The following is a 22953-nucleotide window of genomic DNA, read 5'->3' as shown; positions in this document are numbered from 1 at the left end:
CCTCACAGGTCCACGACGATCTGACGGTCGAGCAGGTCCTCCGGCGTGTCCCTGCGCCGCACGAGCAGCGCCTTCCCCTGGTGGACCAGCACTTCGGCCGGGTAGCCCTGCCCGTTCATGTAGGCGATGGACGCCGTCGGGCCGTACGCACCGCACCGCTGCACGCCGATGAGGTCGCCGGGGGAGACCTCCGGCAGCTCGACGTCCTTGCCGAGCAGGTCGGTCGGCGTGAGCAGCGGCCCGGTGACGTGGCACGGGCCGAGCACCGGACGGTCCACATCGGACAGCAGGTGCATCGGGAAGTTGCGCTTCAGGTACGTTCCCGTGCCGACGGCGGACATGTTCTGGTGCGTGCCGCCGTCCGTGACGACGTACCGCTCGCCCCTGGACTGCTTGACGTAGCGGACCTTCACCACGTAGATCCCGGCGCGGCCGACCAGGTACCGGCCGGGTTCCAGCGCGACCTGCGCCTGCGGGAACCGGTCGCGGAACGCGGCGACGGCCTTGTTGACGCCGTCGGTCAGCACCTGGGGGTCGGGGTCGGTCTCGCCGGGGTAGTAGGCGAGCCCGATGCCGCCGCCGACGTCGACCAGCTCGGGCGTGAACCCGAGCGCCTCGGCCACCTTGCCCGCCAGGTCGAAGACGCGCCAGGTGTTCTCGACGATCACGTCCGCGTCGAGGATCCGGGTGCCGGTGTAGACGTGGATGCCGATCAGCCGCACGCGAGGGTGGTGCAGCTTCGCCGACAGCACCTGGTCCTCGTCGATGCCGAACTGCCTCGGCTTGCCCGCCATCGTCAATCGTCCACCTTGGACGCCGAACGACGGGTTCACCCGCAGCAGCACGTCCACCGGCCTCGTCGCCAGCTCGTTGATCAGGTCGAGCTCGGCGAACGACTCGCAGATGATCGCCCGCACGCCGAGCCCGATCAACGCCCGCAACTCGTCGACGCTCTTGCCGGGCCCGGTGAACAGGATGTCCTCCGGCTTCGCCCCGGCCACCAGCGCGGTGTGCAGCTCGCCCATCGAGCACACCTCGACGCCGGTGCCGAGGCTCAGCAGCAGCTTCACCACGCTGACGTTGGGGTTCGGTTTGAGCGAGTAGAACAACCGCACGGCGTCGTCGAGACCCGCGCGCAGCTCGGCGTGGGCCCGCTCGATCCCCGCCGCGTCGTAGACGTAGCAGGGGGTGCCGAACTGCTCGGCGATGGCGGAGACCGGAATCCCCTGGACGGTGTACTCGCTCATGCCCGAAATGTTCGCGCTGCTCGCACCTGTCGGATAAGTGGTCATGCGGTTAATGGGTGGGCGCATGCGAGAACCGGGTTGCGGGTAGATCTTGACACTCCCCGGCCGGGATCGGGAGTTTCAGAAACAGTCCCATTCGCAAGGGAGGAACAATGTCCCCCACACCAAACCAACTGGCCGGTTACGTGTTCGGAGCGACGTTCATCGCGCTCGGAATACTCGGCTTCACGGTGTCAGGAGAGCATGACTTCGCAGGTCAGCATGGCGGTCAGCTACTCGGCGTGTTCGAGGTGAACACACTTCACAACATTATTCACCTGATTGCCGGATCCACGCTCATCGCCGGAGCCGCAGCCGGAGCGACGGTGTCCAGGAAAGTGAACCTGACATTGGGTGTAATTTATCTGGTGGTCGGTGTGCTGGGATTGTTCATCGGCTCCACTTCGCTCAACCTGCTCGCGTTGAACGGTGCCGATAATTTCGTGCATCTGGCGGAGTCGGTCACGCTCATCGGGCTCGGACTGGTCGGTGACCGGTATCACAGCAAGCGCATGGTGACCTCCACATAACTGGAGGTACCAGGCTGATCACCATGAACATCAACCGCTTCCTCACCGCCGCCGCACGGGCCCTGCTCGGGCTGCTCTTCACCTTCTCCGGCCTCAACGGGTTCCTGCAGTTCGCGCCGATGTCCACCGAAGGCATGCCGGCCGGGGCGATGGCGTTCAGCACCGCACTCGGCGAGACCGGGTACATGATGCAGCTGACGATGGGCGTCGAGCTCGTCGTCGGAGTCCTGTTGCTGGTCAACAGGTTCGTGCCGCTCGCACTGGCGCTGCTCGCGCCGGTCGTGGTGAACATCGTGGCGTTCCACGTGTTCCTGGCGCCTGCGGGCACCGGGATGTCGCTCGTGATCGCCGCGTTCGAGGTCTACCTGGCCTGGGCGTACCGCGCCGCGTTCCGTCCCATGCTGCGGCCCTCGATCACCGCGCCCGCACCGGCCAGTCCCGCGGTGGCGAGCAGCGCACCGGTCACCACCTGACCGGTGGACCCGTTGAGCCACATCGTGATCAGGGTGATCTCGACGGCGACCGCGATCCACACCGCACCGGTGGATCGGCGGTCGCCGCTGGCGATGCGGGCGAACAGCAGCAGCTGCACCAGTGCCAGGCACGAGCCGACGAGCGCGAACTCCCACAGCGGTACGGCGTCACCGCGGTAGCCGTCGCCGCCGATCAGTCCCACGCCGAGCGGCGCGAACAAGGCGCACCCCGCGACGACGATCGCGTCGAGTCCCGCGCACACGGCCAGCGCGACCGGCAGCGTGCGGCGTCGTTCGTCGGGGTCGGCCATGCGCGGCAGCACCAGGACGCCGACCGCCTGCGGCAGCCAGTACGCGATCTTCGTGACGACCGCGCCGACGGCGTACTCGCCCGCCTCGTGGCCGAGCAGCTGGTGGCGCGCCAGCACGAGGTCGAGGTTCACCAGCAGCACGAGTGCGAGCATGGCCTGCGACGCGTGCAGCACCTCCGCGCCGCCCGACGGGCGGGTGGGGCGCGGGCGGCCGCACAGCGTCCAGCCGGTCAGCACCACGAGCAGCGACCCGACGGCCGTCCCGGCGAGCACCGAGGTGGACGTGGGGTGGATCAGCAGGCCGGCGAGTCCGCCGCCGACCTTTCCCAGGCCCTCCAACGCGACCAGCAGCGCCAGTGCGCCGAACCGGTGGTTGCCCTGGAGCAGGCCGTGGCAGACGCCGAGCACGGTCATCGGCGCCAGCGACAGGGCGAGCCACACGATCGGCCACGGGCCGTCGAGGTGCAGCAGCCTGCTCAGCAGCGGGGCGAGCGACAGCGTCAGCACGGTCATGCCCGCGCTGACGCTGAGCCCGAGTCCGAACAACGGGCGCGGGCCGAGCGTCGTCACGCGCAGCGCGGCGACGGTCTGCAGGCTCATCGCGGGCACGACACCGATGACGACCAGTGCCAGCAACGCGCTCAGCTCACCGAAAACCGCTGGTGCGAGAGCGCGTGCGGCAGCGATCGTCAGCACGTAGCTCGCCGCGTTGGCGCCCAGGAGAGCGCCGGTGATCAGCAGTGCATCCAGGCGAGCGGTGGTCGTTGCCGGAGCGGCCACGCCGTGTCCTTCCGCTGCGGGGGGTGTCGCGAGAGGTCATCTTTGTGATGGCCTTCAAACGGCACTCGCCGGTCCTACTGGCCGGTAGTTTCGGCGACTGTAGCGGCAGGACGACCGGAGAGGCAGGAAGTGCGTCCGAACGGACTCAAGCTCTACGCCACGTGCGCGGGGCTGACGCTCGCGGTGCTCGCGCCGGTGCTGATGCCCGGCTACGTCCTCGTCTACGACATGGTCTTCACGCCGCGCCAGCCGTTGAACGCGGTCGCGTTCGGGCTCAGCGAGGCACTGCCCAGGGCCGTTCCGGTCGACGCAGTGGTCGCGCTCGCGACGCTGGTCGTGCCGGGTCAGCTCGTGCAGAAGCTCGCGCTGGCCGCGATCTTCTTCGTCGGCGCGCTCGGTGCGGGGAAGCTCGTGCCGACGGACAAGACCGGCGTCCGGATCGTCGCGGCCGTCGCGTACACGTGGAACGCCTACGTCGCCGAACGGCTCTTCCTCGGCCACTGGACCCTGCTGCTGGGCTACGCCGCGCTGCCGTGGGTCGCGATGGCGGGCCTGCGCATGCGGGCGAACGAGCCGAGGGCGTGGACGCGGCTGGTGCTCACGATGCTGCCCGCCGTTCTGTCCGCGCCGGGCGGCCTGCTCGCGCTCGGCACCGCGCTCGCGACGGCCGGACGGCGGAAAGTGCTGCCGGTGCTGGGCATCGGGGTCGTGCTCAACGCCCCGTGGTGGGTGCCCTCGTTGCTGCACAGCGGTCTGTCCGATCCGGCGGGCGTCACGGCGTTCAGCGCCCGCGCGGAGAACTGGGGCGGCCCGGTGCTCAGCGTGCTCGGGCTGGGCGGTGTGTGGAACGGCGAGGTGGTCCCGATCAGCCGGACCAACCCGGTGCTGCCGGTGATCACCGTCGTGCTGACCGTCGCGGCACTGCTCGGACTCCGCGAACTGGCCCGCCGCATGCCCGCCACGCGCAACCTGACGATCCTCGGCGCGATCGGGGTGCTGCTGGCGGTCATCGCGACGCTTCCCGGCGGTGCGACGGCGATGACGGCCGCGATCGAGCACGTGCCGGGCGCCGGCCTGCTGCGGGACGGCCAGAAGTGGGTCGCGTGGTGGGCGCTGCCGTTCGCCATCGGGCTGGCCGTCATCACCGAACGGCTGAACGCCCGGATGCTGGTGGCGGTCCTGCTGATGGGCCTGCTGCCCGACCTCGCGTGGGGCGGCTTCGGGCGGCTCGAGCCGGTCGACTACCCGGCCGACTGGGCGCGGGTGCGCGAGCTGCTCGACGACCAGCCCGGCGACGTGGCCGTGCTGCCGCTGTCGGCGTTCCGGCGGTTCGACTGGAACGACCGGCGCACCCAGCTCGACCCCGCACCCCGCTACCTGCCGGGCACGACCGTGGCGGACGACGCGCTGTCGGTCGGCGGCAGGCTGATCGCGGGGGAGGACCCGCGGGCGGCCAGGCTGCGCGCGCACGACTACACCGGCATCAGCTGGGTGCTCGTCGAGTACGGCACGCCCGGCCGGGCCGACGAGAACCTGTTGAAGCGGCTGGAGAAGGTCTACGACGGGCCGGAGCTGGCGCTCTACAAGGTGCCGGGAGTGCCTCCGGCTGCGCCGAACGGCCCACCCGTTGCACCCGTTGTGCTCGCCTGGATCGCAGCTGGGTCACTGATCTGCGTCAGCCTGTTGTGGAGACGGTTACTCGTCGGTAGATTCGCGCCACCCCAACGTGAGGAGTAGTCGTGGGCGTGGTTGTTGTCCTGCTCGTGGTACTCGCCGGAGTCGGCGTCGCGGGCGGTGTCGGCGCGATCGTGGTGAACCAGAACCACCCGGACCGCGTCGTCGAGCTCCAGCAGCAGGCTGAGCCGGAGGTCATCGACTACGGCTCCCGGTGACTGGGTGACGGTCGGCTTCTCCGGTGACCCGGAGGCCTCCTGGAGCATCCTGCTGGAGGCGGACCTCGACGAGGCGCCGGACCCCGCGGCAGTAGCCGCGCGGATGTCCGGCGCCTCGGTCAGTTTTCCGAACATCGGGCCGGCACCCTCGGTCGTCGCGCCGTCCACCTGGGACGAGACGCGCGCCGGTTTCGCCGATTCCCGTTACACCGAAGGCGATCCGCTCGTCCGGGTCGCGCTCGCCCACAAGCGGCTGATGATCGCCGCGCACCACGGCGCGGTCGACGGGCTCGGCCTGGTCGCGCTGCTCGGCATCGCGCTCGGCGAACCCGTCAGCAGCTCGGCGACCGGTGTCGCGCAACGGGCTCCGGACCGCTCGTACCTCCTCAACGCGGCGGATCGCCTGCGGGAGGCCGTTTTCACGCCTCCTACGCGCGTCCAGCCCACCCGCAGCGGCCACGAGACCGGGGACCACCTGGTGTCGCGCGAGCTCCGCAGGACGAAGCTGGGCAGCACCCGGCTCACCGCCGCGGCACTGCACGCGACCCGTGCGTGGAACGCCGCGCACGGTGCGGCGCACGACCGCGTCGTGGCGGCCATCGGCGCGTCCTGGCGCGGGGGAGCGGACCCGCTTCCCGAGGCCGCCAGCGCCCTGCTGAGGCTGCGGATGCCCGTCGGCGCGGATGAGAACGCCGTGCGCGTGCTGCTGGCGAACGCGGCGCCGGAAGCCGGGTTCCCCAGCGCGCAGAACCTGGTGGCGCGTCTGGGGATGAGGCTGCTGGCGCCGCGTCTGGGTTCGACCTTCCTCGCGTCGAACCTCGGCGTCGTCAAGGCCGGCGTCCGCGCGGTGCGCTTCTACCCGTCGGCCAGCGGCCGCTCGGGCGTCGCGTTCGGCGTGGTGACGACAGGGGAGTTCACCACGGTCACGCTGCGGGCGCGCCGCAGGGACTTCGGTGCCGACGCCGCCGCCGAGCTACTCGACCTGCTGTGCGACCGGGCTGTTGTCGAGGATGGGACGCCGCGGTAGCCCTAGCGCGCTGTGCAGGACGCTCTCGAACGCGTCGAGGCTCTCGTCCCAGCTGAACTGCGCCGCCCGCACCCGCCCGGCCGCGCCCATCGCCTTGCGCAGCGGGTGGTCGCGCAGCAACGCCTCGGTGTGCGCGACGAAGTCGTCGAAGTCCTCGGCCAGCAGACCGGTCCGGCCCTCGACGATCGCCTCCGCGACACCGCCCGCGGACCGGTACGCGACCGTGGGGACGCCGTGCGCGGCCGACTCCATGATCACGATGCCCCAGCCCTCCTTGACCGACGGGCACACGTGCACCCACGACCCGGCCAGGATCTCGTGCTTGCGGTGCTCGTCGACCCAGCCGTGGATCACGACGCTGTCCGCGACGCCGCGGTCGATCGCGTGCTGGCGCAGCACTTCCTTCCACGGGCCTTCGCCGACGAGTTCCAGCCGGAGGTTCGGCCACGTCGGACGCAGCCGCGCGACGAGGTCGATCGCGTGCTCCAGCCGCTTGTGCGGCACCAGCCTGCTCACCGCGACCAGCACCGGTTCCTGGGCCTGTCGCACGGGAACAGCGGGCACGGCGTCGAGCCCGTTCGGGATGACGACCGTGCGGCGCAGCTCGACGCCCAATGCGGCCAGCTCGTCGCGGGTCACGTTGGACACCGTGACGTACCGGCACTTCCGGTACAGCCGCGGTGCGAGCCACGACTCGATCCACCAGCCGATCCGGCCGAAGAACGGCCCGAGCGCGCTGTGCCACTGCTCGCGGTGCACGTGGTGCACCAGCACGAGGACGGGGCAGCGGGCGACCAGCCTGCTGAAGAACGGCATGCCGTTCTGCACGTCGACGATGACGTCCGCGTCGGAGCGCAGGATCGCCAGCAGCGCGTACAGGTAGACCGTGAACTTGTTGCCACGCCTGCGGAACCGGACACCGGCGACCCAGTTGCCGAGGGGCGCGCGACCGTGGTCCGCGCACTGGATCGCGACCCGGTAGCCGAGCTGCGCCAGTCCTTCGGCGATGCGCTCGACGTACCGCTCGGAACCGCCGCCCTCGGGGTGTCTGGTGTCGCGCCAATTCACCAGCAGAACACTCGGCCGGTTATCGGGACAACGCGACATCTGCCTCTCCCGGATGCTAGGTTACTGCCAGGTAGCCATATTAGACGGAATATGGGGCAAGGCAATGGTCGAGATCGATTCAGTTCAGAGCCGAGAAACTTGTCGCAGGCCAACCATCGGTCGGTCTGTTCGCCTTTTTCGCGCGTTTCTGAAAGAACAGACCGATCCCGATCACTTTTATCAAATTCTGGCTGACGACTCAGTCAACCAGCTGTCCGCGTACGCCCCGTTGAACGGCGCCACCGTGCTCGACGTCGGCGGCGGGCCCGGCTACTTCGCCGAGGCGTTCCGCGGTGCCGGCGCGCGCTACGTCGGGCTCGACCCGGACGTCGGCGAGCTCTCCGCACGCGGTGAGCCCGACCCCGGAATGATCAGGGCGAGCGGTACCGCGCTGCCGGTGCGGACCGGTTCGGTCGACGTCTGCTACTCCTCCAACGTCCTGGAGCACGTCGGCGACCCGTGGCTGATGCTGTCCGAGATGGTCCGCGTGACCAGGCCGGGAGGCATCGTCTTCATGTCCTACACGCCCTGGTACTCGCCCTGGGGCGGTCACGAGACCGCGCCGTGGCACTTCCTGGGCGGGTACTACGCGGCGCGCCGTTACGAGCGCCGGATGGGCAAGCCGCCGAAGAACAGCTTCGGCACGAGCCTGTTCCCGGTGACGGTCGCGGCCGCACAGCGCTGGGCGCACCGCTGTTCCGACGCCGAGGTGGTCGAGACGTTCCCCCGGTACCACCCGTGGTGGGCGAAGTGGATCGCCCGCGTTCCGGTGGTCCGGGAGGTCGCCTCGTGGAACTTCGTGGTCGTGCTCAGGCGATGTGACGTGCCGCTTTCCGGCGCCCGCTGACGCCGAGAAGAATTCCGCCGAGCAACATGACAACACCGAGCGAACCCAGCACGACCGGACCGGTCGAGCTGATCAGCTTCAATTTGTCGTGCGCCTCGGTGGCACGTTCAGTGGATTCCTTGACGGTTTTGTCGTTGAACGTCAAGGTGCCGTCGAGCAGTACGGTTCCTTCTTTGCCGTCCGGGCCGATCAGCATCTGGCGTTGCTTTTCCGAACCTTTGACGATGATGCCGCTGACCGGTTCCACCCACATGGTCCGGGTGTTCTGGTAGTAGCGGCCGGCCATGACCGACGGCGCCGTGCTGTTGACCAGCTGGCCGGGCACCTCCTGGTCGCGGAGCTTCACCGGCGTGATCTGCTGGACGAACTTGTAGACCTCCAGCCCGCCGAGCTGCTCCGTGCCCTCGTAGCGCGCGGTGCTGGCCTTGCGCATGGTCGTGTCGAAGTACGGGTAGTCCTTCGCCTCGGTGCCGAACGGGAACTTGTAGTTCAGCCCCTCCTGGTGGACGGCCTTGTCGTCCGGCGTCGGACCTTCCTTGTTGTCGGTGACGTACTGCTCGCTGCACTTGTCCAGCGCCATGTTCGTCCGACGGTCAAGGCACACCTGGTGTTCCAGCGCCGACACGATCTGGTTGTCGCCGTCGGTCACCAGCAGACCCTGGTCCCACACCATGACATTCCCGCCCGACTCGACCTCGGGGCGGGTGCGGTTGCTCTCGACCTTGCGCGTCGCGGTGAGCTGGGCCTCCTTGACCACGAGCTCCTTCGGGTAGAAGACCCTTGCGACACCTTCCGCAACGGATTCGGTCTTCTGGTCGAGCGGCACGACGGCGAGCTCGGGGTAGACGTAGAACCGGAGCACCGCTCCGAGCGCCAGCGTGAAGATGCCAAGGCCGATCAGCACGAGGCTCGCGACACGTCGCAACCTTCCTCCTTTTAGGCGTGAGATGGACGTCACAGTGGCGAGCAAACTACCGGACAGTAACCTCGGCGCAACCTCCCATCGGGGTGACACAGGTCATCTTGATCGGTCCGCGTGGAGAAAGCCGCTACTCGGCCGCCGTGACGTACTTCCGTTCGGCGGCATCCCTGCTGTGAGTCGGGTGGCGGCCGAAGAGACCAACAGGAGCTCATCGGCCCGAGCGCCGGAGGAACGAGACACGTGGAAGACACGCCAATGTGCTATCCCGGAGCAGCCGCCCAGGCCCGGTTGCTCGGTAGCGGTGCGACCACCGCTGCAGAACTCCTTGCTACCTCTGTTGACCAGCTCAACCCCCTGCGACACGTCTTCACGGACGTCGACCTGTCCGGCGCCCGGCACAGCGCCGACGAGGCCGATCGGCGCCTGGCGCTCGGCGAGCGCGGCGCGCTGCTCGGGTTGCCGATGGCCGTCGAGGACTCCTTGCCGCGTACGGCATTCGGCCTACTGCAGGCCGCGGGCGCGATCGTTATCGGACGGACATCCGCGGCGGAGCGCCATCGCAACCCCGCGCCGGACTTCCCGGCCACCTCGCTGGACCCGCTCGTCAGCGGGACGGCGATCGCGGTGGCGTCCGGCGTCGTGAGCGCGGTGCTGGCCCGCAGAGCACCTGGCGCGGGACAGGTCCCGGCAGGCGCGGTGGGCGTCGTCGGCTACCAGTCCGGCGGCGGATCCGGTGTGCTGGCCCGAGATGTCTCGGATGTCGAGCACGTGCTGTCCGGCCTCGGCTGGCGCGCCGAACGCTCGGAGCGTCCACTCCGGATCGGGGTGTCGCTGCGCGGCGTGGCCGTGCACACCCGCACCCGCGCGCCGATGCGACGCGTGGTCGAGGACGTGGCGGCGCTGCTCTCGTTGCACGCCAACGAGGTCGTCGACCACGACCCGCACCTCGCCGAGCACGGCCGGATCCTGCTGGCACCACATCTGACGGCGAGCCCGCGCGAGCTGGCGCTGCTCGGCAAGCTGGTGCCCACCCCGTTCCGCGGCCTGTGCCGTGCGCTGGTGTCCGCGGAACGCGCGATGCTCGACGACATGTTCGGCGGTATCGACCTGCTGGTCACGCCCGGCTACACCGGTCCGGCGGAGGCGACGTCGCTGCCGGGCGCGGTGCTCGTGCGCAACGGCGCCACGTCGCCGTTCTCACCGCTGTGGCGGGTGAGCGGCTATCCGGCGGTGTCCGTGCTCGCGGGCTGGGACGCCGACGGCTACCCGTTGCCCGTCACGCTCGTCGCGGTGCCGTCGGCGGAGGGCGCGTTGCTCGAGGTGGCCCGAATCATCGAGGAGGAACGGGACCGGACGTACGGAAGTGCGGTTGCATAGAAAGCATGGCCGCGGTGCATCGGATGCTCGTCCTGGTGGACGTCGCGGGGTTCGGTGACCCCAGGCGCACCGACATCCACCAGGTCGCTGTCCGGGACGCCCTGTACGAGTTGCTCGTGCGGGTGTTCTCACGCTGCGGCGTGCCGTGGGACTCGTGCGACCACGAGGACCGCGGCGACGGTGTGCTGGTGCTCGTGCCACCGCGCGTGCCGAAGAGCGTGTTCGCCGAGACCCTGCCGCGCGAGCTCGTGGCGGCGTTGCGCGAGCACAACGACGCGTGCGGCGACGAGGAGCAGATCCGGCTGCGGCTCGCGCTGCACGCTGGTGAGATCCACTACGACGCGCACGGCGTGGCGGGCACGGCGGTGAACCTCGCCTTCCGGCTGCTGGACGCGCCGGTGCTCAAACGCGCACTGGCGTCGTCGTCCAGCTCGCTGGCGGTGATCACCTCGGCGTGGTTCCACGACGAGGTGGTGTGGCACAGCCTGTCCGCGGACCGCGACCGCTACCTGCGCGTCCGGGTGCGCGCCAAGGAAACCGACGCGACGGCGTGGATCTGCCTGCCGGACTGCGACCTGCCTGCCGACCTCGGCGTCGCGGACGGGTCGGTGCCGCGACAGCTCCCGGTCGTGGTCAGCCGGTTCGTCGGCCGGTCGTCCGAGCTGGACCGGTTGTGCCGGCTGCTGGACTCCGGCGTGCCGTCCGGGACGGTGGTGATCACCGCGATCGATGGCAGCGCGGGCATCGGCAAGACGACACTGGCGCTGCACTGGGCGCACCGCGTGAAGGACTCGTTCCCGGACGGCCAGCTGCACGTCAACCTGCGCGGCTTCGACCCAGGCGAGCCGATGGACCCCGGCGAGGCGCTGCACGGCTTTCTGCAGGCGCTCGGCGTTGCCACCAACTCGATCCCGGCCGACCTGGCGCAGCGCGCGGCGTTGTACCGCAGCCTGCTGGCGGACCGGCGAGTGCTCGTGGTGCTCGACAACGCCCGCTCGTCCGAGCACGTCCGGCCGTTGCTGCCGGCGAGTCCCGGTTGCGTCGTGCTGGTGACGAGCAGGCGCAGGCTCGACGGGCTCACCGTGCAGGAGGGCGCCAACCGGATCGCGCTGGACGTGCTGTCCACTGAGGACTCTTTGGCTCTTCTGGTTGCGCGCTCGCCGCGTTTCGGGGACGAGCCCGTGATCGGCGCCGAGCTCGCCGCGTTGTGCGGACGGCTGCCGCTGGCGTTGTCGATCATCGCCGCCCACGCGGCTGTGCGGCCATCGCTGCCGCTGCGCTCGTTGGTGCGCGAGCTGCGGGACGAGCACGACCGGCTGGACGCCTTGTCCATGGCGGATCTCAGCGTGCGCGCCGTGTTCTCGTGGTCGTACCGGGTGCTCACGCCGGACGCGGCCCGGCTGTTCCGGTTGCTGGGGTTGCATCCGGGGCCGGACGTGTCGCTGGACGCGTGTGCCGCACTGTCTTCCGGCGTTCGGGAGCTGCTGGCCGAGCTGACCGCGGCGCACCTGATCGCCGAGCACGTTCCAGGCAGGTACCGGTTCCACGACTTGCTCCGGGCCTACGCGGCAGAGCAGGCTCTCGGTTCTCCTGCCGCTGAACGGACTTCGGCCGCGTCGGCGATGCTCGACCACTACCTGTCGCTGGCGTTCGCCGCAGATCGCGCCATCCAGCCGTGCCGCGACGGTGTGGTGCGCGCGCCGGGTGTGGACGTGTCGACGTACACCGACGGGATGGCGTGGTTCACCGCGGAGTCCGAGGTGCTGCAGGCACTGGTCGCTTTCGCAGCCGCACACGACTTCGCCGGCCACGCCTGGCGGCTCGCGTGGGCCTGCACGACCTTCCTGCGCCGCAGCGGCCGCTGGCGTGAACGCGTCGCCGTGCACCGGACCGCGCTGGCGGCGGCTCGTCGTGCCGGTGATGCCGAGGGCCAGGCGACCGCGTCACGGCACCTCGGGTCCGCGCTCGGCAGGCTCGGTTCACTCGACGAGGCTTCTGAGGTGCTGCACGAGGCGCTGGAGCTGAACGCCTCGAGCTCCGTCGGACTGTTCCGCACCCACCTGGCGTTCAACCGGATCCTGCAGGCGCGCGGCGACCACGAGACCGCTCTGTCCCATGCGCAGCAGGCGTGGAGCCTGGTCCACGCGACCGCCGACCACCTGGTGCGCGCGGACGCGTTGAACACCCTGGGAAAGCAGCTCGCCCTGGTGGAACGGCACGCCGAGGGCCTGCCGTTGTGCGAGCAGGCGTTGCGCGACTACCTCGTGGTCGGGCACCTCGAGGGACAGGCCGACGTGCTGATCAACATCGGTGAGATCGAGCAGCGGCTCGGGTTGCCGATCAGCGCGATCGACCGGTACCGGCGGTCCATCGACATCGACCGGCAGCTGGGGGACCGGTACTGGGAGGCCGAGGCCTACGACCACCTCGGTGACGCGCACTGCGATGCCGGGGACCTCGAGCAGGCGGTGCGGTCGTGGTACCGGTCCGCGATGATCTTCACCGAGTTGCGGCACCGGGACGCGGAGCGGGTGCGGGCCAAGGCGTCCGCACGCGCGCTGGACTAGGGCGAGGCGACGTGCAGCGTGCGCGACGGCACGGTGACGCTCTCGACGATCGCGTCGACCACGTGCTCCCAGGTGAGCATCGGGGCGAGCAGGTCGCGGACCTCGTGCGCGTGGTCGAACGACGCTTGCAGGTTGTCCAGTGACCACTCGATCGCCCGGCACCACTGCGCGACGTCCACGTCGTCGTCGCCGGTCACGTCGACGACCATCGACCGGGCCGGCATCGGGAGCTTCGTCGCCAGGGTTTCCGCCAGCCCGCTCTTGCTCGACACCAGCGCGGGCGTGCCGTGTGCGATGGCCTCGAGCCCGGCGAGGCCGAACCCCTCGACGCGGGAGGGCATCACGAACAGAGCCGCGCGTTCGAGGTCGCGCGTGACCACGGTGTGGTCCGGTGTGAACGGGCGGACGTCCACCCGGTCCGGGGAGAGCCCGGACAGCTTGATCAGTCTGCGCCTGAGGTCGTCGCAGGTCTTCGGCTGCGCACCGCGGACCAGCAGGTCGGGCAGCGGAGCACCGGGCCGCACCTTGAGCGCGGCGATCGCCCGCGCGGCGAGGTCGAGACCTTTCGGTTCGACGTGGCCGGTGCGGGTGAGCATCATGATCGTGAAGTTGGCCGGCGGCTTGCGCCGCCGACCCGCGTGGCTGTCCGGAACGTCCATCCCCGGATCCAGCTGCAGCACCGGGAGCACCCCGAACGCGTTCCCGATGATCGCCTCGGCGCGGCGGGCCAGCTGAGGGCCGACCGCGGCGATCACGTCCGCGTCCACGGCGACCCGGCGGATCTGCTCCTCGCGGAACTCCGTGTACTCGGTGGCGGCCTTCGGGCGCTTGTAGGCCTCGTTCTGCGCGTGCGGCGTGTGCACGATCTGCATGAGCTTGGCTTCGGGGAGGTAGTGCTTGACGTAGGCCCAGGCGACCGAGCCGCTGACGATGTCGTGGCCGATCACGACGTCGGGCCTCGCCGCGATGACGTCGGGGATGCCCAGGTAGGGCATCGGGCCGTCCGGTGTGGGCGCCGCGGTGAACAGCACGACGCCGTGGTCGGCCGCGTCCTGGAACTCCTCCCGCGAAGCCTGGTGCACCACGCAAAGGGTGCGATGGCCGTTGCGCGCCAACGCGATGGCCAGCGAGCGGTTGAACTGCGAGATGCCCCCGGTCCTGGGCAGCCACTCGTCGCAGGCGAGCTTGAAGCAGAGCTTCCGCTGCTTGCCGCGCCCCGGCATGGGACCACCTCCGGTCAGATGCCGTACCGCTTCTGGTAGCTGTCGAGGATCTCCGCGGCCTGGCCCCGCATCCGGTTCTCCGCACGAGCCCGCGCGATGTCGGCGATCTCGTCCGGCTGGTAGCCGAGATTGCGCAGGCAGTTGAGCGCGATGCTGATGACGTCGACGACCTCGCGTGCCGCGGCGTCCCGCTTGCCGTTGGCGAGGTGGGCGTCGAGCTCGTCGAACTGGATGCGGACGGCTTCCCGGAAGTGCGTCAGCGGCTTCCGCTTCATCTCGCCGTCGACCTCGTCCCACGCATCCCAGATCGGCTGGAAGGGACCCAGGGGGTTCGTCATGGTGCGCCCTCGATCTGTGGGACCAGTTGCTGGCGAAGTGCTTCGAGGTTGTGCAGGACGATGCGGTTTCGCGCGGTGCTCAACACGCCCGCTTCGCGCAACGCGCGCAGTGCGATGGCCACCGCGTCCCTGGACGCGCCGATCTTGCTGGCGAGATCCTGCTGCGACAGCGTCGTGCCGATCACCACGCCGTCCTCACCCGGTTCGCCGACCTCACGAGCCAGCTCGAGCAGCCACAGCGCCAGCCTGCTCTTGACGTTGAGCGGCTCGCGCAGGAACCGCTGGTCGGACTGGCGTCCGCGTTTGACGGCCGCGCGGTACATCAGCGGCCAGAGGTCGTTGTCCCGCACGAACCCGTAGAGATCCGCGGCCGCGATGTCGACGCCCGCCACGTCCGTGATCGTGGTGACGGTGGCGGAACGGGGCTCTTCCATGAGCACCCCTTCCTCGCCCATCAGCTCGTCCGTGCCGCGGATGGCGAGGATGGTCTCCTTGCCGTCGGCGGCCACGCGCGTGACCTTGAGGTGCCCCTCGTTGATGAGCAGCGCCGAGTGGGACGGCTGCCCTTCGAAGAAGATCGTGTGGTCCGGGGGATAGCGCACCGGTGTCCCCAGCGCCTTCAGCTCGGTCCGCTGGTCGGCGTTGAGGAACTTCAAGATCCTGACCGAACTGTCGTCCGTCATGACAGCTGAGTGTACTGGTCTACATTCAACTGTGGCGATACCGACAACTGAATGAAGATTAGCGCGTAGAGCAGTGTCGAGTGCTAGAGCCTGATCTCGATCTCGCCGCCGAGCTTCGCGCCGTCGAGCAGGTCGAGGTCGTCACCGCTCCAGAACCGGCCGGGGTCGTACCAGTTGGGCCGCCGCGCGGGCAGCAACCCCATCGACTCGTAGGTGACCGCGACGATCTCCGCGCAGAACGCGGTGTCGAGCGCGGCGTTGTCCTTGCCGCGGATCGGCAGGCGGCCGCGCAGCCACCGCGAGGCGAGCTTGGCGGTCGACGGGAACGGCGTGCCGTCGAGACGGGCCACGGTGCGCAGGACGGCGTCCTCCATGGAGCGCGTCACCGGGTGGTCGAGCTGGCGGAGCCAGGCGCGCTGGCCGTACTTCTCCGACCACGTGACGACGGCGGCGCGCAGGTCGTGGAGCTGGGCGCCGCGCTGGTGGTTGCCGGTCCACATGTCCGGAAGGGACCTGCCGAGCTCGGCGTGCCACATCAGCGGCGGCAGGTCGTCCAGCACGACGGCCATGCCGACGTGGTTGACCGGGCTGTTCGTCATGGCCTGGATGGCGCGGTCGGCCGCGCTCCTGCCGCGGAACACCCAGACGTCACCCGTGCGGGTCAGGTCGACGGCTTCGTCCAGACTGATCGCCATGCCCCGTAGCCTAGGCACATGAAGTGGTGGAAGGTCGCAGGTCTGGCCGCTTTCGTCGGAGTTGCCGCCAGTGGGGTGATGGTCGCGCGCGGGCAGCGCAAGCGGGCCGCCTACACGCCGGACCAGGTCAGGGAACGTCTGCACGCCCGGCTCGGGGAAGCGGAGGCAGGCCCAGCGCCGCACGGCAGTCGTTGAGCCTGCTGAGCGCGGCCACCGGGCTCACGCCGCTGTCGCGCTTGACCTCGGCGAGCCGGTCGAACGGCCGGTCCTCGGCGCCCAGGTCCGAGGTGAACACCGCGAGCACGGTCGCCAGCAGGGCGACGTTCGCGGCGACGACGTCGCGCAGGCCGGAGGAGTCCGGAACCTCCAGCAGTCGGCCGGCGTAGCGACTCAGCTCCGCGTCGCTCAGCGGAGGCCGGTCGGCGAGCAGGCCGAACAGCGCCGGGTTCTGCGGGCCGACGGCGTGCGCGGCCGAACGGCACACCCGGTCGAGGTCCTGGCCCGCCAGCGTGCGCGTCACGTCCTCCAGTGACAGGTCCCGGAGGTCGGCCAGCGCCGCCGAGTAGCGGACGAGGTCGCGCGGGATGCCGCCGGACAGCACGTGCACGAGCGCGCTGAACTGGCGTGGCAGCCCGACGGTCTGGTGGTCCAGCAGTGCGCGCGCCGAGTCCAGCGACAGGTGGCCGACGCGCACCACCTCGTCGAACGAGCTGTCGAAGACCGTGCGCAGGCCGGGGCTCGCCAGGTCGAACTGGTACATCGCGTCCTCGGACACCGACACCAGGAAGAAGCAGCCGCTCGCCCCGAAGATCGCCTTGATCTCGTTGAGGAACGCGGCGGCCTGCTCGCCTGTGCCGAGCCGGTCGAGCTCGTCGATGCCGACGATCACCCGGCCGGGCAGCACCCCGCCGACGGCCGGTTCCGACTGGAGCGTGCTCGCCACCTGGCGCAGGAACTCGGACAGCTCGTCCACGATCTCCGGGTACGTCAGCGCCCGCGTGGCCACGGCGACCGAACGCTTCCCGCTCAGCTCCACGCCGGCCCGGCCCGCCTTGCCCGCGATCTCACCGGTGTAGGTCTGCAGGGCGCGCACCGTGAACAGGCGCGCCACGGCCAGGTCCGCGAGGTCGGCGATCCGGGTCGGCCGGTTCCACACGCCGTGCAGGCCCATCGACTCCGGGCGGAAGCTGTTCCCGCGGCGGCGGAACAGCTTCGCCGGATCGGGCGCGTCGGGGTCCTGGCCCCGCGCGTACTCGATGACCCGGCGGCACAGCGCCGCGTACAGGTGCAGCACGAACTCCTTCGGTTCGTACCGCACCGGCGCCGACACGACGAGCGTCAGGTCCGGCAGGCGTTCCCGCTCGCGGTAGCGGCCGTCGCAGAACGCCCGCATCAGGCTCGTCTTCCCGCTGCCGCGCGGGCCGGCGAGCGCGATGCTGCCGCGGCCGCGCGTCGTGACGATCCGGGTCAGCTCGACGCCGGACGGGGTGTGCACGTGCATGGCCTGCGCGTGCGACGTGCGCAGGCCGGGCGAGTCGGGGATCGCCAGCGTCGGCGCGTATCGGGGACCGATGTGCGCGTTGAGCGTCCTGCGCAGGAACGGGAGCACGCCGTCGGTCAGCAGCACCTGCTCCCACTCCTTGCGCACCGACAACGCGACCAGGCTGTCGCGCCGCCGCAGCCGCAACGGGTTCTCCAGCCGGCGGAAGACCCCCAGCACGGCCGCGCCGCCCATGCCCGCGAGCACCCAGTAGCGGTACGGCTCGATGGTCGGCGCCGTCCAGACCGCGATGACCCCGACCACCGCGTAGGGGGTGAGCGACAGGACCGGCTCGCGCAGTGCCGGCGACATGATCGGGACGAAGCGCCTGCGCACGCCCGCGAGCACCGGCGGTGCGAGCAGGAACCCCGACACGAGCGCGGCGTGCCACCACGAGCCGGTCACGTCGTGCACCCAGATCGCGGGCGCGCAGGCCGTCGCCCCGGCCACGACGCCGGACACGAACCAGAACAGCCTGTCGAGCACCCACTTGAGCGCGGCGAGGCCGCGGGCGAACCCGCGCCGCTGCCACAGCTCCAGCTCGGCGTAGGCCAGCTCCTGCGCGTTCGCGACCGCGCGGACCGAGTGCTCCTGGGACACCGCCCGGCGCAGCTCGGACTTCGTCAGCGTCGACTCGTCGATGCCCCAGCGGATGTCCGGCTGCGTGAAAGCCGACGCGATGGCTCCCAGCAGCGGGCCGTCGTCGTCGTTCACGGGGAGTCATGATCGCACAGCGCCGAGATGAATTGATCGTCGATGCAATGCATGGCTGTTTCGTTGGAATAGTGACAGAGGGTTGCTGTCTCAACACGTACGGTGTAGAGATGCCTACGATCTGGTGATCCGGCAGGTGATGGAGGTCGGCATTGTTTGCGAACTCCGGACGCGTCGTGGCGAATGCGTTCGTCGGCCGTGAACACGAGTTGTCGTCACTTCGCACCGCACTGCGGGCGAACCGGCTGACCTCGCTGGTCGGGCCCGGCGGGATCGGCAAGACGCGGCTCGTGCGCGAACTCGCGAGGCGTTCCACAAAGGACTTCCGCATTGTCGAGCTGGCCGCGCTGACGGACGAGAACGCATTGCTCGACTTCGTCGCGGCGGCGCTCGGCGTGCGGGAGAAGCCCGGTGAGTGCCCGCTTTCCGCAATCGTCGCGCGAGCCGAGACGCAGTCGTTCGTGCTGGTGCTGGACAACTGCGAGCACGTCGTCGAGGAATGCGGCGCGCTCGTCGAGCGGTTGCTGCGGCACTGCCGCGGGCTGCGCGTGGTCGTCACCAGCCGCGAGCCGTTGTCGCTGCCGGGCGAGGTGGTGCTGCGGCTCGGCCCGCTGCCCGCCGACGTGGCGGCGAAGCTGTTCACCGACCGCGCGGGCATCGACGGCGCGCTCACCGAGCAGGACCGCGCGGCCATCAGCAGGATCTGCGACAACGTCGAGGGCCTGCCGCTCGCCGTCGAGCTGGCGGCACGGCGGGCGCGCGCGACGTGCGTGCGCGAGGTCGCGGACGGGCTCGCCGACATGCTGCACCACGACCTGCGCGCGACGATCGAGTGGAGCTACCGGCTGCTGTCCCCGCCGGAGAAGGCGCTGCTGCGCGAGGTCTCGTTGCTGGTCAACGGGTTCACGCTCGACGCGGCGGGCGCGATTTGCCCAGTCGGCGACGTGCTGCCGACGTTGCTGAGGCTGGCGGCCAAGTCGCTGATCGAACGCACGGCCGCGCCGGAGGGCTCGATCCGGTTCCGCATGCCCGAGTCCATCAGGGTGTTCGCCGCCGAGCAGCTGCGGCGCACCGGTGGCGAACCCGCGGCGTGGACGCGCACGCTCGACTGGCTCACCGCGCTCACCCTGCCGCTGCGCGACGACGTGTACGTGCCGCAGAGCTTCACGCTCGAGGTCGACGCCGAGCGCGACAACCTCCTCGCCGCGGTGCGCCGGATGACGGAGTCCGGTGAACGGCCGGACGACCGGGTGCTGCTCACCACCGCGCTGGCGCGCGGCTGGCAGTTCTCCGGCAGGGTCACCGCGGCGCTGCGCATGCTGGAGCAGGTGCTGGCGGACGTGCCCGCCTCGCCGAACCGCGCGGTCGCGCTGCAGTCGGTCGCGTGGGGACAGGACTCCCTGGGCAACGCCGCCGAGGCCACCGGTGCGGCCGCCGAGGCGGTGCGGTGCGCGCGGGCGAACGGGCAGGTGTCGCTGGAGATGCGGTCGCTGAACTCGGTGGGCTGCGTGCTCGGCCGCTCCGACCGGTACGCGACCGCCGAGGCCGTCTACCGGCACGCCGTCGCGATCGCGCCGCCGGAGCAACCGATGGCCGCCGCGCTGCTGCAGCACAACCACGCGTGGATGCTCGTCTCGGCGGGCGAGCACGACCGGGCCGCCGAACTGCTGGCGCGGTGCCTGCCGGTGTACCGCCACCACCTCGCGGGCCCGGACCTCGTGCACATCCTGCACACCGCGTCCGCCGTCGACCTGGCGCTCGGCCGGTACGCCGACGCGCGCGAGTTGCTGCTGGAGACGCTGCGGATCGCGCCGAGCAACACCAACAGCCTGCCGCACGTGACGGAAGGCCTCGGGGTGCTCGCGGTGCACGACGGGCAGCCGGTACTCGCGCTGGTGCACTTCGCGGCGGCCACCGCGTACCGGACCCGGATGCAGCGGGTCGCCTCGTCCGGCTGGTGCAGGCAGATCGAGGCCGCGGCGGACGACGCGCGTGCCGCCGTGTCCGCGAAGGACCTCCAAGCGGCTGAACGGCGCGGGCGCGCGATGAGCGAGGACGCGTTGCGCGCGTTCCTGGTGGCCGAACCGGAGAGCGCCACGCTGACCACGCGCGAGCTGGAGGTGGTTCGCCACCTCGCCGACGGCGACGGCAACCAGGAGATCGCCCGCAGGCTCGGCATGGCGTCGCGGACGGTGAGCTGTCACCTGGAGCGGGTCAAGGAGAAGCTCGGCATCCACGACCGCAGCGGCCTTCAGCAGTGGTACCTGGTGGAGCACGGATGACGGCGTGCCGGTGCTGCGGCGACGACACCGGTAGCGCTCGCGCGTCCTACTGCTCGCAGGCCTGCCGCCAGCGCGCCTACCGGGAACGCGCACGCGCCAGGGCCGCGCCGCCGCCGAGGCCGGCGTGGGAGCCGCTGGACGCGTTCGTCGGCAGACAGGACGAGGCCAAGGACCTGCGCGCGGTGGTGCGCGCGCACCGGCTGGTCACCGTCACCGGGCCCGCGGGCGTGGGCAAGACCAGGCTCACCGGCGAGGTGCTGTTCCGCGGCGCCGCGCGCAACGTGCGGCTCGTCGAGCTCGGCGGAGTCCGCGACGGCGACCGGCTCGCCGAGGTGTTCGCGACCGCGCTGGCGCTGACCGAGACCTCCGGTGTGTCCACAGTGGACGAAGTGGTGGAACGGGTGCGCGCGGCCGGTGCGGTCGTGCTGCTGGTGGACAACTGCGAGCACCTGCTGCCCGGCTGCGCCGACCTGGTCGGCACGTTGCTGCGGCACTGCCCGAAGCTGCGCGTGGTCGCGACCAGCAGGGAGGAGCTGCGGCTCGACGGCGAACGCGTGCTGCGGCTGGAACCGCTGCCCGTCCCGGACGCACCGGTCACGAGGGAACGGCTGCTCGCGCTGGACGCCGTGCGCCTCTTCCTCGTCCGCGCCAGGGAGGTGGCGCCGGGGTTCACGGCGGCCGAGGACGACCTGCTCGCCGCGGCGCGGATCTGCCACCGGCTCGACGGCATCCCACTGGCGATCGAGCTCGCCGCGCGGCAGGCGCACGCGTTGTCCGTGCACGAGATACTGACGCTGCTCGGGCACCGGCTGCTGACCCAGGACATGCGCGGCGTGCCGAGCAGGCACCTCAGCCTGCGCGCGACGATCGAGTGGAGCTACCGGCTGCTGTCCCCGGCGGAGCGGGCGGTGTTGCGGCGCCTCGCGATCTGCCCCGGCGCGTTCGACCTCGGGCTCGCGTCCGCGGTGTGCGCGGGGGACTTCGTCGACCACGGCGAGGTGCCGGTGCTGGTGCGCGCGCTCGCTGCGAAGTCACTCGTGCAGCGGCTGCCCGCGGACGGCTGGTTCCGGCTGCTGCACCCGGTGCGCTGGTACGCGGGGGAGCGGCTCACCTCGGCCGAGCTCGTCGAGGCGGAACGGCGCGGCGTGGACTGGGCGGTGCGGCTGACCGCGCCGGTGGCGCACGAGGTCATGCCCGGTGGTGAGCTGACCGACCTGCTGGACGCGCACCGCGACAACCTGGAGGTGGCCGTCGCGCACCTCGAGCGGCGCGGCGACCGGCAGGCGGACCGCGTGCTGCTGACCATCGCGCTGGCCCGCGCGTGGCGGTTGCGCGGCAGGCGGGAGGCCGCGTTGCGGTTGCTGCGCAGGCTGCTCGCGGACGTGCCGGACTCGGCGCACCACCCGGCGGCGCTGGCGCTGCTGGCCGCACTGCTCAACCAGCGCGGCGACCACGGGCCCGCGCTGCCGGTCGCGACCGGTGCGGTCGCACGGGCGCGCGCGGCGGGCCAGCACGGGATTCTGGCGCGGTCGCTCCGCACGCTGGCCGCGGTGCTCGACGAGCTGGGGCACCACGCGTTGTCCGAGCACTACTACGAGCGCGCCATCGAGGTGACGCTGCTGTGGGGGCGCCCGCTGGAGGTGGCGATCTGCCGTCAGTTCCTGGCGTGGTCGCTGCTGCCCGACGGCGTCGCGCGGGCACGGGAGCTGGTCGACAGCGGCATGCCCGTGTTCCGCGCGCTGGCCACCGACGAGGAGCTGGCGATCGCCCTGCAGACGTCCGCCGCCGTGCACTTCATGGCCGGTGAAAACGACGCGGCGTGGCGCGACCTGAGCGCCGCGCTGCCCGCTGACCTGAGCCTGGCCAGCCGCCACCAGCGCTACCTGTGGCCGTACCTGCTGGAGGGGTTCGCGGTGATGGCGTGGCACTGCGGTGACCCGGACCGCGCGGTGACGCTGCTGGCGGCGGCGTCGCGGCACCGGGGTGACCGCGCGCCGCGGGTGACGCGGGTGTGGCACGAGCTGGTGGGGCGGCTGCGCGCCGACACCGAGTCCGCGCTGCCGCCGCACTTGATCGCCGACGCCCGCCGCCGCGCGGCTGCGATGTCCGACGCCGAGCTGCTGCTGTGCCTGCACGGCGAGGCGGCCGACGAGGGGCGGGGCGTGCTGACCGAGGAGGAGTACCGGGTGGTGACGCTGCTGGCCGAGGGCAACACCAGCGCGCAGATCGCCCGCAGGCTGCCCGCGTCCGTGCGCACGGTCGGCACCCACGTCACGCGGATCAGGACCAAGCTGGCGCTGGAGTCCAGGGGACAGATCGTCCGCTGGTACCTGCGACGGCACGGTTGAGCTGTCACGCC

The 22953-nt window shown here is 70.8% G+C and carries 19 protein-coding genes; 10 read left to right on the top strand and 9 right to left on the bottom strand.

Going from position 1 to position 22953, the window contains the following annotated elements:
• Positions 1 to 2 precede the first annotated feature (2 nt).
• Positions 3 to 1247, bottom strand: coding sequence for a type III PLP-dependent enzyme domain-containing protein (locus FKR81_RS01565; protein WP_146349054.1), 1245 nt, complete (start codon positions 1245 to 1247; stop codon positions 3 to 5).
• 152 nt (positions 1248 to 1399) lie between these two features.
• On the opposite strand from FKR81_RS01565, the gene FKR81_RS01560 reads away from it, so the two are divergent.
• Entirely contained in the window at positions 1400 to 1816 is a 417-nt protein-coding gene (locus tag FKR81_RS01560; RefSeq protein ID WP_146349053.1) for a DUF4383 domain-containing protein, read from the top strand.
• A gap of 23 nt (positions 1817 to 1839) precedes the next feature.
• Positions 1840 to 2289 (top strand): DoxX family membrane protein, encoded by a 450-nt coding sequence (locus FKR81_RS01555; protein ID WP_146349052.1) that lies wholly within the window; start codon positions 1840 to 1842, stop codon positions 2287 to 2289.
• Here FKR81_RS01555 and FKR81_RS01550 read toward each other — a convergent pair.
• Complete coding sequence (locus FKR81_RS01550) at positions 2178 to 3380, bottom strand: lipopolysaccharide biosynthesis protein (protein WP_146349051.1); 1203 nt, start codon at positions 3378 to 3380, stop codon at positions 2178 to 2180. The two genes, FKR81_RS01555 and FKR81_RS01550, sit on opposite strands and share 112 nt — an antisense overlap.
• 129 nt (positions 3381 to 3509) lie before the next feature.
• Between FKR81_RS01550 and FKR81_RS01545 the strand changes: the two genes are divergently transcribed.
• The 3 genes from FKR81_RS01545 to FKR81_RS01540 are packed head-to-tail and all read left to right on the top strand — an operon-like array spanning position 3510 to position 6299.
• On the top strand, positions 3510 to 5117 hold the full coding sequence (locus tag FKR81_RS01545) for a glycosyltransferase family protein (RefSeq protein WP_146349050.1): 1608 nt from the start codon (positions 3510 to 3512) through the stop codon (positions 5115 to 5117).
• Between the two features lie 2 nt (positions 5118 to 5119).
• Positions 5120 to 5272 (top strand): hypothetical protein, encoded by a 153-nt coding sequence (locus tag FKR81_RS43200; RefSeq protein WP_186762690.1) that lies wholly within the window; start codon positions 5120 to 5122, stop codon positions 5270 to 5272.
• A 4-nt stretch (positions 5273 to 5276) separates the two neighbouring features.
• Positions 5277 to 6299 (top strand): condensation domain-containing protein, encoded by a 1023-nt coding sequence (locus FKR81_RS01540; protein WP_146349049.1) that lies wholly within the window; start codon positions 5277 to 5279, stop codon positions 6297 to 6299.
• On the opposite strand, the gene FKR81_RS01535 is transcribed toward FKR81_RS01540, so the two are convergent.
• A complete protein-coding gene (locus tag FKR81_RS01535) occupies positions 6246 to 7367 on the bottom strand; it encodes a glycosyltransferase family 4 protein (protein ID WP_235921185.1) in 1122 nt (373 codons plus the stop codon). The genes FKR81_RS01540 and FKR81_RS01535 overlap by 54 nt on opposite strands.
• A gap of 103 nt (positions 7368 to 7470) precedes the next feature.
• Here FKR81_RS01535 and FKR81_RS01530 point away from each other — a divergent pair, with 103 nt between their 5' ends.
• Positions 7471 to 8253, top strand: coding sequence for a class I SAM-dependent methyltransferase (locus FKR81_RS01530; RefSeq protein ID WP_146349047.1), 783 nt, complete (start codon positions 7471 to 7473; stop codon positions 8251 to 8253).
• Here the strand turns inward: FKR81_RS01530 and FKR81_RS01525 are convergent.
• Positions 8216 to 9223 (bottom strand): DUF3068 domain-containing protein, encoded by a 1008-nt coding sequence (locus FKR81_RS01525; RefSeq protein ID WP_186762689.1) that lies wholly within the window; start codon positions 9221 to 9223, stop codon positions 8216 to 8218. The genes FKR81_RS01530 and FKR81_RS01525 overlap by 38 nt on opposite strands.
• Before the next feature lie 192 nt (positions 9224 to 9415).
• Between FKR81_RS01525 and FKR81_RS01520 the strand changes: the two genes are divergently transcribed.
• On the top strand, positions 9416 to 10552 hold the full coding sequence (locus FKR81_RS01520; RefSeq protein ID WP_146349045.1) for an amidase family protein: 1137 nt from the start codon (positions 9416 to 9418) through the stop codon (positions 10550 to 10552).
• Positions 10553 to 10557: 5 nt separating this feature from the next.
• Positions 10558 to 13119 (top strand): tetratricopeptide repeat protein, encoded by a 2562-nt coding sequence (locus tag FKR81_RS01515; RefSeq protein WP_146349044.1) that lies wholly within the window; start codon positions 10558 to 10560, stop codon positions 13117 to 13119.
• On the opposite strand, the gene FKR81_RS01510 is transcribed toward FKR81_RS01515, so the two are convergent.
• The 5 genes from FKR81_RS01510 to FKR81_RS01490 form a co-directional block, all read right to left on the bottom strand.
• Positions 13116 to 14342, bottom strand: coding sequence for a glycosyltransferase family 4 protein (locus tag FKR81_RS01510; RefSeq protein WP_146349043.1), 1227 nt, complete (start codon positions 14340 to 14342; stop codon positions 13116 to 13118). The genes FKR81_RS01515 and FKR81_RS01510 overlap by 4 nt on opposite strands.
• Positions 14343 to 14356: 14 nt before the next feature.
• On the bottom strand, positions 14357 to 14680 hold the full coding sequence (locus tag FKR81_RS01505; RefSeq protein WP_146349042.1) for a hypothetical protein: 324 nt from the start codon (positions 14678 to 14680) through the stop codon (positions 14357 to 14359).
• Positions 14677 to 15363, bottom strand: coding sequence for a Crp/Fnr family transcriptional regulator (locus tag FKR81_RS01500; RefSeq protein WP_146349041.1), 687 nt, complete (start codon positions 15361 to 15363; stop codon positions 14677 to 14679). The genes FKR81_RS01505 and FKR81_RS01500 overlap by 4 nt, the downstream gene beginning before the upstream one ends.
• A gap of 83 nt (positions 15364 to 15446) precedes the next feature.
• Complete coding sequence (locus FKR81_RS01495; protein ID WP_146349040.1) at positions 15447 to 16058, bottom strand: hypothetical protein; 612 nt, start codon at positions 16056 to 16058, stop codon at positions 15447 to 15449.
• A 127-nt stretch (positions 16059 to 16185) separates the two neighbouring features.
• Positions 16186 to 18312: a GTPase domain-containing protein gene (locus FKR81_RS01490; RefSeq protein ID WP_146349039.1), complete on the bottom strand. Its 2127-nt coding sequence runs from the start codon at positions 18310 to 18312 to the stop codon at positions 16186 to 16188.
• Positions 18313 to 18488: 176 nt separating this feature from the next.
• Between FKR81_RS01490 and FKR81_RS01485 the strand changes: the two genes are divergently transcribed.
• Both FKR81_RS01485 and FKR81_RS01480 read left to right on the top strand, forming a co-directional pair.
• A complete protein-coding gene (locus tag FKR81_RS01485) occupies positions 18489 to 20594 on the top strand; it encodes an ATP-binding protein (protein ID WP_186762688.1) in 2106 nt (701 codons plus the stop codon).
• Positions 20591 to 22942 (top strand): ATP-binding protein, encoded by a 2352-nt coding sequence (locus FKR81_RS01480; RefSeq protein ID WP_146349037.1) that lies wholly within the window; start codon positions 20591 to 20593, stop codon positions 22940 to 22942. The genes FKR81_RS01485 and FKR81_RS01480 overlap by 4 nt, the downstream gene beginning before the upstream one ends.
• The last annotated feature ends 11 nt before the right edge of the window (positions 22943 to 22953 follow it).

This window comes from Lentzea tibetensis, from assembly GCF_007845675.1.
Lineage (GTDB): Bacteria > Actinomycetota > Actinomycetes > Mycobacteriales > Pseudonocardiaceae > Lentzea > Lentzea tibetensis.
This window is presented reverse-complemented; position numbering and strand designations above follow the sequence as displayed.

Bases quoted from the DNA above. Each gene is read 5' to 3' on its own strand.
- FKR81_RS01565 (WP_146349054.1), bottom strand. From the start codon at position 1,247: ATGAGCGAGTACACCGTCCAGGGGATTCCGGTCTCCGCCATCGCCGAG.
- FKR81_RS01560 (WP_146349053.1), top strand. From the start codon at position 1,400: ATGTCCCCCACACCAAACCAACTGGCCGGTTACGTGTTCGGAGCGACG.
- FKR81_RS01555 (WP_146349052.1), top strand. From the start codon at position 1,840: ATGAACATCAACCGCTTCCTCACCGCCGCCGCACGGGCCCTGCTCGGG.
- FKR81_RS01530 (WP_146349047.1), top strand. From the start codon at position 7,471: ATGGTCGAGATCGATTCAGTTCAGAGCCGAGAAACTTGTCGCAGGCCA.
- FKR81_RS01515 (WP_146349044.1), top strand. From the start codon at position 10,558: ATGGCCGCGGTGCATCGGATGCTCGTCCTGGTGGACGTCGCGGGGTTC.
- FKR81_RS01510 (WP_146349043.1), bottom strand. From the start codon at position 14,342: ATGCCGGGGCGCGGCAAGCAGCGGAAGCTCTGCTTCAAGCTCGCCTGC.
- FKR81_RS01505 (WP_146349042.1), bottom strand. From the start codon at position 14,680: ATGACGAACCCCCTGGGTCCCTTCCAGCCGATCTGGGATGCGTGGGAC.
- FKR81_RS01500 (WP_146349041.1), bottom strand. From the start codon at position 15,363: ATGACGGACGACAGTTCGGTCAGGATCTTGAAGTTCCTCAACGCCGAC.
- FKR81_RS01495 (WP_146349040.1), bottom strand. From the start codon at position 16,058: ATGGCGATCAGTCTGGACGAAGCCGTCGACCTGACCCGCACGGGTGAC.
- FKR81_RS01480 (WP_146349037.1), top strand. From the start codon at position 20,591: ATGACGGCGTGCCGGTGCTGCGGCGACGACACCGGTAGCGCTCGCGCG.